This window comes from Pseudoalteromonas luteoviolacea (assembly GCF_001696455.1).
In the GTDB taxonomy this organism is placed as follows: domain Bacteria; phylum Pseudomonadota; class Gammaproteobacteria; order Enterobacterales; family Alteromonadaceae; genus Pseudoalteromonas; species Pseudoalteromonas luteoviolacea_C.
The window spans coordinates 1-17,972 of record NZ_MAUJ01000014.1; the positions used below are offsets into that span (position 1 = coordinate 1).

Below are 17,972 nucleotides of genomic sequence, written 5' to 3' on the forward strand. Positions count from 1 at the left end.
GTGCCATTGGTGAGCTTTATATTGCCGGTGATGGCCTCGCACGAGGGTACTTGAATAAGCCAGAATTAACCGCACAAGCTTTTGTAAAACACCCTTATCGTCACTTGTTAGATGTCACCAGTGAGCGTATGTATAAAACGGGAGACTTGGTGCGCATACTGCCTAATAATGAACTCGAGTTTTTAGGTCGCGTCGATGAGCAAGTCAAAATACGCGGATTCCGTGTTGAACTGGGGGAGATTGAAAAACAACTGACGCAACTGCCAGACATTGATGCTGCCGTTGTCCAAATCCAAAAAGATCAACATGGTCAGGCCCACTTAGTCGCCTACATACAGCAAAACAGTACGACGTGCGAGTCAGACATTCGCACGGCACTGCGCCAACAGCTACCCGATTATATGCAGCCTTCACACTTCATTGTCCTGCAAACATGGCCACTGACTGCCAACGGTAAGCTAGATAAAAAAGCGCTGCCAAAAGTTGATTTCGAGCTGCATTCTGGCGCGTCGATTTCTCCACCGAAGACGCCGTTGGAACACGCGCTGATCAAGGCTTGGCAAGCTGCCAAACCGATAGAGCAGCCTTGCGTCACTACGCCGCTCTTTGCGCAAGGCGTCGATTCTTTGTCACTGGTCAAGATCAAGCACCACATTACGCTTGCAGGCTTTGACGTATCTATGCAGCAAGTCATGACACATCAAACCATTCGCGCACTGGCACAGAGTATTGAAAAAGGGGAAAAAGCCCATACCAAGCCTACCCCCTTAGTCCGTTTAAATCAATCGAGTGCCACCACTTTACTGTATTTAATCCACCCGTATGGCGGTGGTGTTGAAATGTATAGAGAGTTAGCGCAGCAACTGCTGCCACAGGCAAAAGTGTATGGCTTAGTCGCCCCATTTATGTCCGGCCATACGGTACAATTTAATGATTTAGATGAATTAGCAAAGCGCTACACGCAAACGATTCAAGCTCATATCCAAGAAAACGCCAATTCAGAAACCAAATTGGTGCTAGGTGGATTTTCATATGGTGGGGCGCTCTCCAGTCTCATCACAGAACAGCTAATTGAGCAGAACATACCTGTAGACAGTTTATTGATGTTCGATAGCTCAACAGAGAATTTAAAGAAGAGCACACAACATCATTTTGTGGACCGCATGTGTCACATTTTATCCGCAATGGAAATACCACTGCCTGATGATGCAACGATGGCGATGTGGCGTAACGATCCGGCGCAACATCAAGCCCTCTGCGCAGAATATATGCATCAAAAGTTCGCGGGGCAAATAAGCGACTTAGATATCAAAGCATTTATTGATTTCCATGATCAGCTCGAACTGGCAGAAGCAATCAACCAGCATGTAAACCAAGATGTACCGGTTCACTTCTTTTACAACCGAGATCATGTTGGTGCGCAAAGCAATATCGCGCGCTGGAAAGCGCGATACTCCAATAATTTACATGCCTACCCGATGGGCTTTAATCATCACGAGTTTATGTCTGAAGATGCGGTAAAACAAATTATGACCATGCTCAAAGAAGTCCTGTAACAAAAGAATAATGAGAAAATAAGGCCAAACCAATGCAAACACATATTCCAGACAATTTAACTTGCGCCGATCTGCAACAAATTGGGGGTAAACCGCTGCTGCTAGAAATACCGGAGAATCCCACCTCTGCAACAGACTGGGCGCAGCAAAATGCTGGTCGCATTAAATCTTTACTGGATAGCAATGGCGCATTGCTGATCCGAGGATTAGATATTCAAGGCAGTAAGAAATTTGGCAAAGTGACGGAAAATATCTTCCAATCGCCTTTGCTATCTTATCAATATAGATCAACACCCCGCTCGCGTATGCGTGGCAATGTATATACCGCATCGGAATATCATGCTCACGAGACGATTTTACAACACAATGAATCCGCATACTCAACAAATTGGCCCTCACACTTGGGGTTTTGCTGCATGCAAACACCAGACACGAAAGGTGCAACCCCTATCACGGATAGTCATGCGGTGTACAATGCCATTGACCCGGAAGTTCGTGATTTGTTTGAATCGAAAGGGCTTATGTACGTCAGAAATTACCTAGATGTTGATCTACCATGGCAAGAAGTCTTTCAGACACAAGACAAAGCAGAGGTTGAGCAATTTTGTCTTCAACAAAATATGAAATTCGAGTGGCTTAGCGACGACCATCTACGCACCAGCCAAGTAGCTCAAGTCTCATTAGCACACCCAATTACGAATCAAACAGTGTGGTTTAATCAAGCTCACCTTTTTCACCTCTCTGCCCTCAGTCAGGAAAACCAGTCTCACTTTCTTAGCGTATTCGGTGAAGCCGGCTTACCAAGAAATGTCTACTTTGCCGATGGCAGCCCAATAGAGAATGCTTTGCTTGATCACATCAGAGATATCTATCAACGATTGCAAATACGCTTTGACTGGCAAAAAAGCGATTTATTACTGGTCGACAACCTCGCTTACACCCATGGTAGAGAACCTTTTACTGGCAATAGAAAAGTCCTCGTAAGCATGGTTAGCCTTTAGCCAACAACACATTTAGCAGGCAAGTATTAAGGAGTCGTCAATGTTTACATATGTCAGAAAAAGGCACCCGCTCATACTAAGGCTAATGCTATGGGTCGTATTGCCCTTCGCAGCAGCTATTTTTGGTACATATATGTACGTCACACAAAGTTTGCCCACCGCCGAAAGTCACCTTGTGGTACCTGGGTTAACGCAAGATACGCTCATTGAGTATGACCAATATGGTGTGGCAACGATTACCGCTGAGCACGATAATGATGCTTTTTTCGCACTTGGCTATGTACATGCTCAAAATCGCATGTGGCAAATGGAGATGCAACGCCGTTTAGGTACTGGGCGCTTAAGCGAAGTATTTGGTAAAGAGTTACTTCAAACCGATATGTTCATGCGCACTTTGGGCCTACATCATGTTACCCAGAAAAATCAGCAACACTTAAGTGCGACAGAATTAGCCTCTTTAGAATCCTATGCCCAAGGTGTCAATGCATGGCTAGCACAACAACACACCTTACCGCCTGAGTTTCTTATATTGGGCTTGAAGCCAGAAACCTGGACAGTGAATGATTCAATGCTTCAAATCAAGTTGATGGCGCTGAGCCTCGATGGCAACTTTAGGAAAGACCTTGCATTGAGATTGCTGATTAAAACGTTAGGAGAGGATCAGGCTATGCAGATCATGCCTGACTACTCAAAAGCAACTCCGGTGGTTGTCCAAGAGCAATACGCAGATGATGACAAAAGTGCATCAGCGCAATTACTTAACTTCACCAATCATTTATACAATCAATTTAAGTTAGGCGGTAAAGGGGTTGGCAGCAATGCGTGGGTAGTCGATGGCAGCCATACGGAATCAGGCCAACCACTGTTGGCCAATGATACACATCTAAAAACACAAATTCCTTCACAGTGGTTTCTTGCCAAAATTAAGGGACACAATATCGACGTCTCTGGGGCAACCATTCCCGGCCTTCCTTTGGTACTCATCGGTCGAAATCCACATATCGCATGGGGTGTCACCGCATTAACGGCTGACGTACAAGACATCTACCAGGAGCGTTTCCACGAAAAAAATGACACGCTTTACGAGACGGCTGATGGCTGGAAAGAGTTGATGGTTAGAGAAGAGTTAATCCAAGTCAGAGCAGACTTCCCATCTTATCTCAACCCAGATTATGAACCCGTAAAATGGCACGCCCGCGCCACGCACAATGGACCGCTGATCAGTGATGTCATTGGTAAAGTGACGACTCCGATGTCCTTGAGTTGGACCGCACTAGACCCTAAAGACCATAGTTACAGTGCCTTTATGCGCGTCAATTACGCCAAAGACTGGGGATCATTTCGTGATGCACTTAAACGACATGGCGCCCCCGCACTTAATTTCTTATATGCCGATCTTGCTGGCAACATAGGATATCAAGTAGCAGGAAAACTGCCTTCGAGAGCCCTAGGTGATGGCACATTACCATTACCCAGCTGGCAAGAAAATACATCTTGGCAGGGGTATTTGCCACAGTCAGACTTGCCAACGATCTATAACCCTAAAAGTGGTTATATCGTTTCAGCGAACAATAAAATCGCCAGTGGCCGATTCGATTCTCTCATCAATGGCCACTGGGCACCGGGATATAGAGCGCAAAGAATTGAGCAACTTTTGACTGATAGCATCAATGGTAGTCGTAAATTCAGTGTTCAAGACTTTGTATCCATGCAAGGGGATAAGACCAGCCTGCAGGCCGATCAGCTGGTTCATGTGCTGCGTGCCGTGACGCCTAAAAACGCCAAACAGGCGCAAGCGCTGAACTACCTCAAAACATGGGATGCCACATTTGACGAAGACAGCATAGCAGCCAGTATTTATCACGTATGGCGTAAGTTTTATAACCAAAACCTACTGCAGGACCCATTAACCGCACAACCAATCAACATGGTCCATGCTGGTGACTTAAATGCCATCCAAGGTCGACTATATCCAAGGTTTATGGATAACGTCGTCAATCATGGGCAAACCCACTGGTGTGATAACGCCCTCACTGAAAACGCAGAAACCTGTACTGATATCGCCCGTACCGCACTACAGCAAGCCATTGAAGAAATCAGTCTAGAGCTGGGTAATGACATGGATAGTTGGCAGTGGTCAAATCTATACAAAGCTTATTTTCCGCATACTGGTTTCGGCACAATCCGTTTGCTTGATTACCTCTTCAACCGAGAAGTGAGCAGCGGCGGGTCGGATTACACCGTGGATGTCGCAGTGTCTAAGTACCAACCAGAGCAAGGGTATCGTCAAACGACCGGCGCGGCCTATCGTCAGGTTATTAACCTTGATGCATGGCAAGATAGCGGCTTCCTTGTAAATACAGGTCAGTCCGGCAATGTGCTGAGCGACCATTATGATGATTTAATTCCTTTGCTAACCAATACCGAGCTTTTACCAATGGGGAATACGCAAACTATCCAGTCTATTCGCCTTCAACCAATGACCAAGGGAGCACAGAAGTAATGCGTTCAATTTACACATGGTTGACTCGAAAAAAACCAAACACACATCATAAGACTAAGCTCTTGGACTTTTTATTGGTTGAGTCACCGAATCTCGTCGCCGCCTCTATATTGCTTGGCATCGTGGCAGGCTTGGCATACACCTTTCTCATCCCTTTGGTTACACAGGCGATTGAATTTAGAAATACATCTGGTTTAAACCCAGTTAATGAAAATGACGTGGTGATTTTTGATTACGAGGTGAATAAGCCCAAGTATGCACTTACCTTTTTTTCGCTTTGTGTGTTCATTTTAATTGCTCGCACAGCCTCTATGGTGTTGTTACAAAAGGTTGCTAACTCGGCGACAAAAAGACTGCGTATCTCGATTTATTCCCGTATCACCCAATTGCCCATTCAAGATCTTGAAAGAATAGGCTCAAGTCGCCTCTATGCCACCATCGTTAATGATGTGCCATTTTTGGTTTCAGGTGCATCGGCTCTTCCCGGCATTCTAATCGGCGTTTCAACTATCTTTGGTATGTTAGGTTTCTTGGTTTACTTAAACTTTGATGTCTTCGTATTCATTATTTTTACCATTATTTTTGGGATTGTGACGTATCGTATCCCGTTGTTCTTTGGTAACCGGCATTTCCAACAGGTACGTAATCGGTTCGATAATATACAAGCTGGGATCCAAGGGCTGGTCTCAGGTGCCAAAGAGCTGAAACTAAATCAAACAAAGAAATCTGAATTTTTACACGATGCACTGATAGAGCATGAAGAGTCATACCGCAAACACTCTGACAAAGGCGCACTATTGGTCATCGGGGCAATGTCATATGGTAATCTCATAGCGTTTTTTGCCATTGGCATATCCACTTTTATTCTCAGTAATCGTTACGCCATCGCGCCTGAAACCTTAGTCTCAATTGTGATGGCCATGCTGTATATTACTGGCCCTCTGGGCGCAATTATTATGTCTATCTCACCAATAGTGAGAGGCAATATCGCGTTGAAAAACCTCAACAAAATATTGGATGAAATGCCGATAGAAACAAAGGGAGAGAGAGCAACCACCTCTGATTTTGACGAAATAAAATTGCGCAATATTGAGCTAAGTTATCACAACAATGCGTTTGCATTGGGCCCAGTCGATCTCACTCTGCGCAGAGGCGAAATCAACTTCATTGTGGGCGGCAATGGCTCTGGAAAATCAACATTAGCAAAGATTTTAACACTGCACTATGTGCCCAACAAAGGACAAGTCACCTTTGGTGATGAAGTGGTTACGGACGAGAATCGCGATTACTACAGGCAACATATTTCTGCCATTTATTCCGATTATCACCTTTTCCCAAAACTATACGACGTTAGTCAACATGATTTGGACAACAAAGTCCCTGAATACCTCAACAAACTTAAGCTATCAGACAAAGTATCGATAGAAGATGCTGGATTTTCAACACTGTCCTTATCTGATGGGCAAAAGAGACGCTTAGCCTTATTGGTCATGTATTTGGAGAAAAGAGACGTGTACCTCTTTGATGAATGGGCAGCGGATCAAGACCCCGAGTTTAGAGCGGTGTTCTATGAGCAAATTCTACCCGAACTCAAAGCGGCGGGTAAGTTTGTGCTGGTGATAAGCCATGATGACCGGTATTTCAACTATGCCGATAACATTATTCATATGGCAGATGGCAAGCCACAAACCAATAAACCAGATGAGCGCGTTAGCCACGCCTCAGAAGATAAACAAGCGACACTCGCTTAGATATTAAAGAGGATCATAGAAATGAAATTTCACAATATGTTTTGCTCTCAACTATCTGAAGTGGCGACGCTGTTCCTTGAATATCAGTTTCTAAACTTCTACTTTGCCAAAGCAGGGCCAAGGCGGTGAATAAGAAACTTGCTGATTTTAATAAACCCTATAACGAAGAACTTTTTGAACTCATAGGCACAACTTTTAACTGACATTCACTGATGCAAGGCTGACATAAGGGGCTGCGCCTCGTGTCAGCCTGGTTGTGCGTTCAAACGACTAACTAATTTTAAATTTAAATATAATTATTAAAAGGGATACATATATGTCTACTAAATTATACCTACGCGAAGATGCCTACTTTGAACCGTTGATTAACCACTGGTTTGCTTGGTCCTATTTAATCCCGCCAGTCCAAGCATCACGCTATATCACGAGCACCCATAAACGGATCATGACGTCGTTTGTTAAAAATAGTCAACTCCACATTATGGCGACGCAAGAAAGTGCACTCACGGGAGGGGAATTCCTGAATGCAAGAGAAGATCAGGTAAAAGACATTCAAGGCTTTCTTGATGAAATAGACAATAAGTACACCGATATTTGTGAACTATCTGAAGCAGTAAAAACACTGGATGAATTGATCCGTAGCCACACATCAGGTGAGTCCATTGAATACCTATATGAGTTGGTCCCAGATCCACTAAAAGGGTATGTAGAGATATTTCTAGATATGAACCACAACCCATCATATCGTATCCTAGAAAAACTGATGTACAACTCAGAACATTACAATAAGGGGCTACAGACTGTGTCATTTGGGGTTCTAACGAAAGTAGAAGAGCGTCCATTTGCTTTTTCTACGCCACGTATCCCGGATGAAAATCACATTCAATTACCATTAGACTTTAATCACCCAGATGTCGAAACGATCATACGCTCTCGCACAGAAGGCGCACCTGCGGAAGAAATAGAAGCTATTTTCAGCCGTCATGAGTCCATTGGTGGTTTAGATTATCGCGAGCTATTTACAGAACAAGCACCCACACGCCTGCACCAAAAACCCAAAGCGGATGAGTTGAAACTAACATTCTTAGGCCACGCATCATTTATGCTAGAAACCCAAGATGTCTCTATCCTCATGGACCCCGTGATCGCAGTACGAGGTGAGAGCTATGCAGACGACTGCATCAGTTATAGTGAACTACCCGATAAGATTGATTATATATGTATCACGCATAACCATCAGGACCACTACAACATAGAAACGCTTATACAACTCAGACATAAAACCGACAAACTCGTCGTGCCTGTCAATAATGGTGGCTCTTTAGCCGACCCATCAATGAAACTCATTGGCCAAGAACTGGGCTTTGAAGTCATTGAGGTTGACGATTTTGATGAAATATTAATTCCAGATGGCAAACTCATTGCGATTCCATTTTTAGGTGAGCATGGCGACCTAAATGTACGCTCTAAGAACGTTTGGTTTATCGAACTAAAAGGAAAGAAATTCTTCTTTGGTGCCGATGCGACTAACTGTGATTCTCACATGTATAAACACGTTCACAAGTTGGTGGGTGACGTCGATATCTTAGCGATTGGCATGGAATGTGTCGGTGCCCCTTACACTTGGCTGTATGGCGCTCTAAACACAAAAATTGTGAGCAAAAACATTAAGAACTCTCGTCGCTTAAACGGTGCCAATGCAGAACAAGCATACCATATGGTGGACACATTTAATGCGAAACATGTGTATTTATACGCAATGGGCATGGAGCCATGGTACAAGTACTTTATGGGTGTGGATTATGAAGATGATTCAGAGCAAATCATTGAGTCTGATAAAATGATCAACTTCTGTAGTGAAAAGAATATCCCTTGTGAACGCATGGCAGGCAAGGCGATTATCAATCTATAAAGTAGGAAACTGGCTCAGTAGTGCACACCTTAGTCGCTACTGAGCGACCCAAACGCTTGATTTATTTCCTTTTCGAAAACGTAAATACAATTTTCGAAAACGGAAATAAATCATCACCACAAAAACAAAAAACTCTTATTTATCAATTATTTACAAATTGGCACGCATATTTCTTATATAAAGAGACGTAAGGCAATAACGCCAAGTATCAATGCGAACACAAAGCGTAATGTGGCGTTACCCATTAACGCATTCAGCTACGACGCTGAATAACGTGTTTTACATGAATAATCTTGATAACAGAGTGCACCATGGATATTAAACGAGAGAAAGCTAAAAAGTGGAAAAATAAGAAAAGTCTAACCGCCGTTGGCGCAGTATTACTATTATCCTTGTTGTGGATTTTAAGTGAGCCGCCTTCTGCTCCAAAAGCGTCGTATGATGAGTTATGGGTTGGCACTGTCTCGCGCGGTGATCTCACCTCATATGTCGAGGGCTTTGGTACGTTAGAATCAAAAGATCAACGCCTCCTAACAGCCGAGATCAATGCCACGATTGAAGATATTCTCTTGAAACCAGGTGCCAGTGTAAAAGCAGGCGATGTGATTTTAAAAATGGTCAACCCAGATTTGAATCAGGAGCATAAAAGCCAACAAGCGGAGCTCAAACAAGAGCAAGCGAAATTGCGCCAAATAAAGCTCAATCAAAAGCGGGAAGTCTTATCCTTGGAAGCTGAACTCGCGTCACTGCAAGCTCAGCATAAAATGGCGGTTCTAAAATTGCAGGCTGAATCAAAGCTCGCAGAGCAGGGCATTGTCTCACAGCTAGATGCTGAGCGCTCTAAACTCGACAAAGAACAATTAAAAATTCGCTTAGACATTGAAAGCCGTCGTCTAAAGCAACTGAAACTGGTACATATAGAAGCTATCAAAGTACATGAGGAATTTATCAAACAGAAACAAGGTGAGTTAGATAGCGTTGCGCGCCGTTTAGACAACCTAACCGTACGCTCAGCTGTGGACGGAGTATTACAGCGCCTGCCAGTTGAATTAGGGCAAAGTGTCATCGCAGGTAGCCAGCTGGCACTGGTCGGCAGCGTCGATCAGCTCAATGCAATGATAAATATTCCACAAAGCCAGGTGAGTCAGGTATACAACAAGCAAAAGGCACGAGTGCGTATTGGTGATCAAGAGGTTATTGGTGAAGTTATTCGAGTTGAACCCGAGGTCAATGATGGCTTAGTAAAAGTTGAAATAGATTTACAAGGAGAGCTGCCCAACACAGTTCGACCAGAAATGAACGTCGAAGCAACCATTGAAACAGGTATGGTGAAAAACACAGCAATGATAGAACGTCCAGCGACGGCAAAAGCAAACTCGATGACTGAAATGTTTGTCATCAATCAAGACAGTCAAATGGCTGTGAAAACAAAAGTACAATTTGGCGCTGAAAGCGGGAGTCACATTCAAATTATTTCCGGTGTAGAGGAAATGGATCAGGTGATTTTGTCTGACACATCGCGCTGGCAGAAAAAGCAATCAATCAAACTCATTCGATAGGTACAGTTATGAAAGACAATAAGAACAACACCCCAGTGATAAAAATGGAAGGGGTAACACGCGTATTCGAAACAGAAGAGACTGAAACACATGCATTGCGAGGCATTAATTTTAGCATTTACCCAGGTGACTATGTCTCAATCTCAGGCCCTTCAGGGTGTGGTAAATCAACCCTGCTCTCTATTTTAGGGCTCTTAGATACACCGAGTGAAGGCCAATATTGGATTGATGGCGAGAATGTCTCCAACTTATCCATGAATGGATTAGCAGAAATGAGAAACAAAAAGATTGGTTTCATTTTCCAATCATTTAATCTGATTGATGAACTCTCTGTTTTGGACAATGTTGCCCTGCCTCTCACTTATCGTGAGCCCGCACTTGCCAAAGAACAAATTGTCGAAAAAGCCATGGCGTGTTTGGCAAAAGTGCAAATGGAACACCGCGCAGCACATAAACCAAACCAGCTTTCAGGTGGTCAGCAACAGCGTGTCGCCATTGCCAGAGCGTTAGCTGGCGATCCAGCGGTCTTATTGGTGGATGAGCCAACAGGTAACCTTGACTCAAAAAATGGCGATGCCGTCATGCAAATGCTTGCCGATTTAAATGCGCAAGGCACCACCATATGCATGGTCACGCACGACCCTCGCTATGCCGATATGGCAAATACACAGTTACATCTACTCGATGGTAAATTACTCGCAGATGAACAGGTGAAGGTAGCAGTATGAGCAGAATAAAGGATGAATTCAGGCTTGCGCTATTTAGCCTGATAAAGAGAAGACAGTTTAGCTATTCAGTGGTGTTTAGCTTGGCATTGACCTTGGGAATTTTGATTGCAGTATTTAACTTAAACTATTTATTGCTCGCTAAGCCCTTACCGTTTCCAGATCAAGAGCGATTGGTCAGTGTTAATATTGAACATATCAACACAACCTCAGGGGAGTCATCGGCCCACAATACCGCTGTTGGGCTTATTGAGTTATACAAAGATCAACAAGTACTCGATAAAGTTGAACTGATTTACCAAGAGAAGCAGCTATTACTAAGCCACCCAGAGCAGCCAAAAATCAGCGTCGCTTATGTCACACCAGGGTACTTAGAGCTCTTAGGGGCGACAATGGAGCAAGGTCGTCACTTTTCTCAACAAGAAGGACTGAATAACCAAGTGCCAGTCGCGATACTCAGTTATAAAGCTTGGCAAACTTGGTTTTCAGATCAAGCCAATGCCGTTGGCTCAATGGTGGAAATACAAGACACAAAGTTCAAAGTCGTGGGCATTGTTCAAGAAGAGTTCAGCGAATACAGACCGCAATTAGAAGAAGGTAATATCCAAATTTGGTTACCGTGGAGCTACCAACCGTTAAACACCAGCGATTGGAGTGTTGGCCGCAACACATTGGCTGCCGTTGGCCTGCTTGGCAACACCAATAACACGGTACAAGTAACTGAGTCGCTAACGTCGGTGGTAAGCCAGAAGTTTACCACCGACACTGCCGCTAAATCTGGATTTAAAGACACGAAGGTAAACGTCACGATAACAGATCTCAAAGATGTGATTGTCGGCGATGCGAAAAAAATCGGGATTGTGCTATTTAGTGGTGCACTTATCCTGTTGCTTATCGCCTGCAGTAACATTGTGAACCTATTTTTGTCTCGGGCGATTGAAAAAAGCCGCACTTTGGCTATCCAAGCTTGCGTGGGGGCAAAGCCAAAACATTTATTTATGGCCATGTTCGCTGAGAGCTTAATATTAACTCTGTGTGCAACGCTTATAGGCTTCATCATCGCAGCTTGGTGTTTTGTGCTATTCCAAGAGCTGGCTGGAGATCAACTGCCTCGCTTGTCTGAATTATCACTGGATGTGGTCACCATACTGTTCTCTCTTCTCATAACAATCGTACTGTCTGTTATTTTCTCTTGGTTATCTATCCGCGTTATCGACTATAGAAAGTTAAAAGAAAACCTGCAAAGCAGTGGTAAAGGCAGTGGCCTTCAGATTTCAAAATGGAGTCGTTCCGCCCTCGTTATTTCTCAAGTGTCTTTAGCTTGTACTCTCATCGTCGCGACATTAGCACTGATGACCAGTACCATCAGAACAATGAATACACCACCGGGGTTTGATACAGACGGGGTCGTTACCTTCACGCTTAACCCTGGCACAAGCTATAACACAGGAAAAAAACAAAATGCCTTACTCAACAATATCAAGGCGGAGGTAGATCAATTATCTCAGGTTGACGCGACATCTATTGCGATCCACCCACCAATTAGAGCCGGAGAGTGGCGTATGCAGTTTTTTGATGAAAATAAAAACCAGCTCGGCGCCTTTCCTTTCAACATGGTGGATGAAAACTACTTCCCTCTCATCAATCAGAAAATTATTGCAGGTAAAAACTTTACCAAAGATGATATGTACGCATCGCAAAATAGACCTATCATTTTAAGCCAAAGTGCGGCCTATCAATTGTTTGGAAATAATAATGCCATAGGCGAGCTGGTTTATACGAGCCGAGGTGAAGCGCGTAAAATCATTGGCGTCGCAGCGGACATATTTAACCCACATAACGGTAATGATACGAAAGGGATCAAAATATATACGCCTTTTTCGATGTGGCAGCTACGCATTATCGCCAAAGTAAAGCCAGGCTCCGAACTCACCAAGGCACAGCTTATGCAACTTGTTGAATCAAAAGCACCAGGCGCGCGGATTGATGAGTATGATACCTTGGAAGGCATATATCAAAAGTTGCTGTACAAGCACAAAGTCATTGCTTGGTTTGTACTTGCAGTGAGCGTGTTGGCCATCTTACTCGCGGGTATTGGCATTTATGGGGTGCTGAGCTACTCAACACAAATACGCCGTTACGAATTAGGGATACGCATGTCACTGGGCGCTAAGTCAAAACGCATCGTGACCATGTTACTCATGGATAACATGCTGCCCATTGGAGTCGGGATTGCCTGTAGCTTAATTGGTTCTGTGCTGCTTTACCGCTTTAATAGAGAGTTACTTGAAACCATTATGCAACCGGAATTACTGTCGATTATCTTGGCCAGTGTGATCATGATAGTCGTTGCACTGATTGCCTGTTACTTGCCAGTGAAAAAAGTACTGAAAGATGATCCAGTCAGAGCATTGAGAGCCGACTAAATAATCATGTGAAGTAGCGGCACTGACACCATGCTCGCGCCGCTACTGATTGATGATGGTAAAAACATATATTAGTAATGACAATCCGCTTAATTGCCATTTAATTAAAATATGTTATTTAAAGATGTTTTATAACTCGTTTACGTCATAACTGTAGTTAAAAACATCTTTTCCACCAATGATAAAGCCTAGATTTTTTCTAAAAAACTCTACTGCTTTTTGTGTTTCTATATAAACACCATCGTCGGTATCGAACTTTGCTAACTTATATCCTTGTTCGAACCCCCAAACTATTAGCTCCTCTTCGCTCATGATTTTATCGGACTTGCCACACATATATTAACCCTTAAATCAAATTACAAATATAAATTTAAAAATTACATTTATAAAATTAAAAATAAAGTGCAACCAGGTTGTTATAATTAATTGGATGCACCGCCTAATTGAAATGCTTAATGGCCATTTAAAGATGAATCATTAAACAAATCATAAATAAATAAAGAGTTGAATTAACTCTTTAAAAAAACAAATTGTTGGAGTGCATAAAACGAGCCCCTGTGGCAGAGAGCTCATATAATGAATTGTTGCACAACAAAACATATGTGTGACCTGTAAGATATACCTAATTTAAAATATAAAGTGAGTCATTAAAAGAACATGAGGTTGAGAAACAAGCAGTGTAATCAACACCTTAAAAAATAAGTAACCACCTTTCTCAGATTGAAGGGGGAAACGAAAAATTCATAAAAATTGCTATAACATCAATTATAAACGCGTTACCACACTCGGTAACATCACACGAGTTAATTAGACAATAAGGGCCTTCACTGTGCTTAACAAAAGACTACTACACATACCAAAACCGATATCCAACCCCAAGCTGCGGATTTTTTGCTTTCCATTTGCGGGAGGAGGCGCAAACTCTTACATTTCATGGCCTCAATGGTTACCCAACAATATTGAGCTGGTATTGATTGAGCCACCAGGAAGAGGGGCCAGAATCTCAGAGCCCTGCTGTGAAGATATGCAGGAGTGGATCAACGAATTGTTGTTACATAAAGAAGAGATTACCCGCTTACCGTATGTGTTTTTTGGCCACAGCCTAGGCGCGCATGTCGCTTTCGAATTGTGCTGCCAATTAAAACAGTATCAATGCCGATTACCACTGAGGTTCATCGCATCAGGCTCAGAAGCGCCTCACTTAATTAGCCACAAAAAGCAGATACATACTTTGCCAAGAAACGAGTTTATTCACGAATTGAAGCAGCTCAATGGCACGCCGGGGGAACTGCTAGATAATGCAGAAATGATGAACCTCATGTTACCCATTTTAAGAGCCGATTTTAAGATCGCTGAAACTTATACAGCTTCGCCAACGACCATGCCCTTCCCTATCTCGGTTTTTCACGGTCTTGATGATATTGAAATTTCATTAGCGCAGAGGGAAGCATGGCAGCACCTTTCTCAACAGCAATGCAATATCCATGAGTTTAAAGGCGATCACTTTTTTATTTTAGAGTTTAAGGACACCGTCTTGCTTGAGCTAAATAGCATCTTAAAGGAGGCCTTGTGTCAGGTGGATGCCATCTATTCACCATCAATAAGGCCAACCTCAAAAAGAAATGAAATGGTGATTTAGTTCGCAGGTAGCTCAATGATAGCCTCTACCCCCTCAATGCTTTGGCTATTTTGCAAAGTAAGTCTACCTTCATGCTTTTCGACAATATCTCTACAAAAGAATAAACCGATACCTTGGCCATCTTCTTTTGTAGAGTAATAAGGCACAAATAGATTGTCTTCGTTGACAATTTTGTGGCCTACATTGCGAATAAAAATATAGTTAACCCCGCGAGTATTGCGCACTTCTATTTGTATCGCCGTATTTTCAAAAGCCGCTTCAACCGCATTTTTAATGAGGTTGATAATGACCTGTTCAAACGCCGATTTATCTACCTGTAGCTGTATGGCTTCTCCCAAAACCTGGAACCGATATGAAGGGAACAGCTTGAGGACACTATCGAATAAGTCTTGTGTATTGAGAACGCTTTTACGCAAGTTTATGCTCTTCCCTAATTCGGCATATTTAGACACAAACTCTGACAGGGATTTACTTCTATTATGAATTGTTTCTAATGCTTGCGCATATGCTTGAGAGGAGACTTCAGCACCAGACTGACAATCCTCTAACATGGCTTCAGATAGTGAGGCTATTGGAGTCAATGAGTTTCTTATTTCATGACTTAGCACCCGAATTATCTGCTGCCAAGAGTGTCGCTGGGTTTGGCGTATCTCCTTTTCTATATCAATGAGTATGATTAAATGGTAAAAGTCATGACTCTCTTGAAACTGACTCTGCCTCAATTGCCAACGGGACTTCTTTTTTTTATCCTGAAACTGCCATTCCCCCTGCTCATCCATCACCAGCCCAAATTTGTCACTGCCAGCCATTCTCAATGTTTTCCAAGGCTTACCAATAAAGCGACTAAATGGTATGTTTGCATGTATTAAGCAGTGATTATGATTTAAGACAATAACTGGTTCATTCAATTGCTCCATCAATCGATATATTAAGAATATATTCTGATCATAAACATCTTTTTTATCTTGTATTGAAAAGCTAAGTCTATTTAATTCATCATATATACTGGCCACGACTCCATGTTTAAATGGAGATTTCAATTTATGACTAAAATCACCAACAGACACGGTATCAATAAAACTATTAATATTATAGTTCCACCCAATAAAAACACGATAAAAATTAATTGAAAAACCAATAAAGAATGGAATAAAAAGAACCAACAAAGTGAAGACAGCTAATGATGAAAAATCAAATAAAAGCCCCAACATCACAAGAAAAGATATAGACAATAATAACAAAGCACATAACATACACTTCACGTAAGACTCCAAAGAATCCATACGGAATGTGAATATAGATAGCATTGACTTTTTCAATTATTCACCCTACTTAGCCTTGATGTTATACTTTTCCAATCTCCGATACATGGCACTGGTGCTAATATCCAACAAGCTTGCTGCCTCTGCGGTATTGCCGCCGGCTTTAATCATGGCCTGTTTAACTAGGCGCCTTTCAACTTCGTCTAAAGGCTGCACCTCCAGCTGTGCAGGCTCAGAAATCGTATCTATCAAAATATGATCCGCAGACACCTTAGATTCTTCACAAAAAAGAATCGCTCTCTCTATCACATGGCTCAACTCTCTGACGTTGCCTGGCCACGAATATTCACGCAACTTCAGCGTCGCTTCTTGCGTTAGCACAATGTCTTTTCGACCATAGCGCTGGCTGTGCTTTTGAATAAAATACTCCGCTAAAGGGATAATGTCTTCACCCCGCTCTCGCAATGCAGGGATGCGAATTACGACGGTATTAAGACGATAATACAGATCCTGTCTAAAACGCTTTTGTTGAATGAGCTCAGCAAAGTCCTGGTTGCTAGCACTGATCAATCGGACATCAGCACATTGAGTCACACTCGAGCCCACTCGCTCAAACTCTCCCCCCTCTAACACACGCAGCACCTTTGCCTGCTGCTCAACAGGCATTTCCGATACCTCATCCAAAAACAAGGTCCCCTTATCTGCCAGCTCAAAGCGCCCAACACGTTCGTTTTTTGAATCAGTGAATGCACCTTTTTCATGACCAAATAGTTCACTTTCAAACAGGCTCTCAGGTATCGCGCCCATATTGACCGTGATCAACCCTTGCTCCCGGCGTGGCGAGTGACTGTGTATGTACTTGGCAATACTGCTTTTACCTGTGCCGTTCTCACCGGTCAATAAGACCGATGCATCCGTCATTGCAACACGATTGATTTTAGTAAAGACCTGTTTCATGACATCGGACTCACATATCAAAATGTCGGTCCCCTGTAAGACACGGTTTTGTTGCTGCAATTTTTTATTTTCTTTAAGCAAGCTCCCCACTTGCAGCTGCTGTTTTACCACTTGTAATAAACGCGGGTTTTTCCATGGCTTTTCAACAAAGTCTTTGGCGCCTATTTTCATTGCTTCAACGGCCACATCGACACTCGGCCAAGCGGTCATGATAACGACCGGGATATCAGCATGCTGGCGATTCATCGTCTGCAAAAACTCTAACCCCTCCCGTCCAGAGGTCGTATCTTGACTGTAGTTCATATCCAAAAGCACAAGATCAATCTGATTTTGACCGAGCATATTTAATGCTTCTACAGGACTGTCTGCCTCAGTAATACAATATCCCTCCCGAGACAGTACAAAACTGGCGCTCATACGAACACCTTTATCATCATCAACAACTAATATTGTTTTATTCATTTTGTAAAACTACCTTGTACTACTTGACTTGATAAAAAATAAAAAGCTTATCAGAAATTACATGCAACTGTTTATGTATTTGCCTCGTTTTATAGCACCATCCCCCCACCGCCACGGCACCAGATCCTTGCTCTGTAAACTGAAAGTGAGACAACATGCTAGCGGTGGATGAAGGCAGAAAAAGAAAAAAATTCCGCCTTAAAAATAACAAAAAAACTA

Annotated in this window: 12 protein-coding genes; 9 read left to right on the top strand and 3 right to left on the bottom strand. The window is 42.9% G+C overall.

Going from position 1 to position 17,972, the window contains the following annotated elements:
• The 8 genes from A7985_RS23270 to A7985_RS23305 form a co-directional block, all read left to right on the top strand.
• The coding region (locus A7985_RS23270) for a thioesterase domain-containing protein (protein ID WP_141685433.1) at nt 1–1,556 on the top strand (1,556 nt) is incomplete at its 5' end.
• 32 nt (nt 1,557–1,588) lie between these two features.
• Entirely contained in the window at nt 1,589–2,557 is a 969-nt protein-coding gene (locus A7985_RS23275; RefSeq protein WP_065792813.1) for a TauD/TfdA family dioxygenase, read from the top strand.
• Between the two features lie 40 nt (nt 2,558–2,597).
• Nucleotides 2,598–5,060, top strand: a complete 2,463-nt coding sequence (locus tag A7985_RS23280; protein ID WP_065792814.1) for a penicillin acylase family protein — start codon at nt 2,598–2,600, stop codon at nt 5,058–5,060.
• Nucleotides 5,060–6,811 carry a cyclic peptide export ABC transporter gene (locus A7985_RS23285; protein WP_081310704.1) on the top strand — a complete coding sequence of 584 codons (1,752 nt, stop codon included), beginning with the start codon at nt 5,060–5,062 and terminating at the stop codon, nt 6,809–6,811. The genes A7985_RS23280 and A7985_RS23285 overlap by 1 nt, the downstream gene beginning before the upstream one ends.
• A gap of 316 nt (nt 6,812–7,127) precedes the next feature.
• Nucleotides 7,128–8,723 (top strand): MBL fold metallo-hydrolase, encoded by a 1,596-nt coding sequence (locus A7985_RS23290; RefSeq protein ID WP_065792815.1) that lies wholly within the window; start codon nt 7,128–7,130, stop codon nt 8,721–8,723.
• A gap of 311 nt (nt 8,724–9,034) precedes the next feature.
• The gene (locus A7985_RS23295) at nt 9,035–10,282 is read left to right on the top strand and encodes an efflux RND transporter periplasmic adaptor subunit (protein ID WP_065792816.1); all 1,248 of its coding nucleotides are present in this window, start codon (nt 9,035–9,037) and stop codon (nt 10,280–10,282) included.
• An 8-nt stretch (nt 10,283–10,290) separates the two neighbouring features.
• Nucleotides 10,291–11,010: an ABC transporter ATP-binding protein gene (locus tag A7985_RS23300; RefSeq protein WP_065792817.1), complete on the top strand. Its 720-nt coding sequence runs from the start codon at nt 10,291–10,293 to the stop codon at nt 11,008–11,010.
• Nucleotides 11,007–13,433: an ABC transporter permease gene (locus tag A7985_RS23305; RefSeq protein WP_065792818.1), complete on the top strand. Its 2,427-nt coding sequence runs from the start codon at nt 11,007–11,009 to the stop codon at nt 13,431–13,433. Before A7985_RS23300 ends, A7985_RS23305 begins: the two co-directional genes overlap by 4 nt.
• A gap of 129 nt (nt 13,434–13,562) precedes the next feature.
• On the opposite strand, the gene A7985_RS23310 is transcribed toward A7985_RS23305, so the two are convergent.
• Nucleotides 13,563–13,769, bottom strand: a complete 207-nt coding sequence (locus A7985_RS23310) for a hypothetical protein (RefSeq protein WP_065792819.1) — start codon at nt 13,767–13,769, stop codon at nt 13,563–13,565.
• A gap of 493 nt (nt 13,770–14,262) precedes the next feature.
• On the opposite strand from A7985_RS23310, the gene A7985_RS23315 reads away from it, so the two are divergent.
• Nucleotides 14,263–15,072 (top strand): thioesterase II family protein, encoded by an 810-nt coding sequence (locus tag A7985_RS23315; RefSeq protein ID WP_065792820.1) that lies wholly within the window; start codon nt 14,263–14,265, stop codon nt 15,070–15,072.
• Here A7985_RS23315 and A7985_RS23320 read toward each other — a convergent pair.
• Together A7985_RS23320 and A7985_RS23325 are read right to left on the bottom strand one after the other, a co-directional pair.
• Nucleotides 15,069–16,085, bottom strand: coding sequence for a sensor histidine kinase (locus A7985_RS23320; RefSeq protein WP_176716796.1), 1,017 nt, complete (start codon nt 16,083–16,085; stop codon nt 15,069–15,071). The genes A7985_RS23315 and A7985_RS23320 overlap by 4 nt on opposite strands.
• A 315-nt stretch (nt 16,086–16,400) precedes the next feature.
• Nucleotides 16,401–17,753, bottom strand: coding sequence for a sigma-54-dependent transcriptional regulator (locus A7985_RS23325; protein ID WP_065792822.1), 1,353 nt, complete (start codon nt 17,751–17,753; stop codon nt 16,401–16,403).
• Nucleotides 17,754–17,972 lie beyond the last annotated feature (219 nt).

Bases quoted from the DNA above. Each gene is read 5' to 3' on its own strand.
- A7985_RS23275 (WP_065792813.1), top strand. From the start codon at position 1,589: ATGCAAACACATATTCCAGACAATTTAACTTGCGCCGATCTGCAACAA.
- A7985_RS23280 (WP_065792814.1), top strand. From the start codon at position 2,598: ATGTTTACATATGTCAGAAAAAGGCACCCGCTCATACTAAGGCTAATG.
- A7985_RS23285 (WP_081310704.1), top strand. From the start codon at position 5,060: ATGCGTTCAATTTACACATGGTTGACTCGAAAAAAACCAAACACACAT.
- A7985_RS23290 (WP_065792815.1), top strand. From the start codon at position 7,128: ATGTCTACTAAATTATACCTACGCGAAGATGCCTACTTTGAACCGTTG.
- A7985_RS23295 (WP_065792816.1), top strand. From the start codon at position 9,035: ATGGATATTAAACGAGAGAAAGCTAAAAAGTGGAAAAATAAGAAAAGT.
- A7985_RS23300 (WP_065792817.1), top strand. From the start codon at position 10,291: ATGAAAGACAATAAGAACAACACCCCAGTGATAAAAATGGAAGGGGTA.
- A7985_RS23305 (WP_065792818.1), top strand. From the start codon at position 11,007: ATGAGCAGAATAAAGGATGAATTCAGGCTTGCGCTATTTAGCCTGATA.
- A7985_RS23310 (WP_065792819.1), bottom strand. From the start codon at position 13,769: ATGTGTGGCAAGTCCGATAAAATCATGAGCGAAGAGGAGCTAATAGTT.
- A7985_RS23325 (WP_065792822.1), bottom strand. From the start codon at position 17,753: ATGAATAAAACAATATTAGTTGTTGATGATGATAAAGGTGTTCGTATG.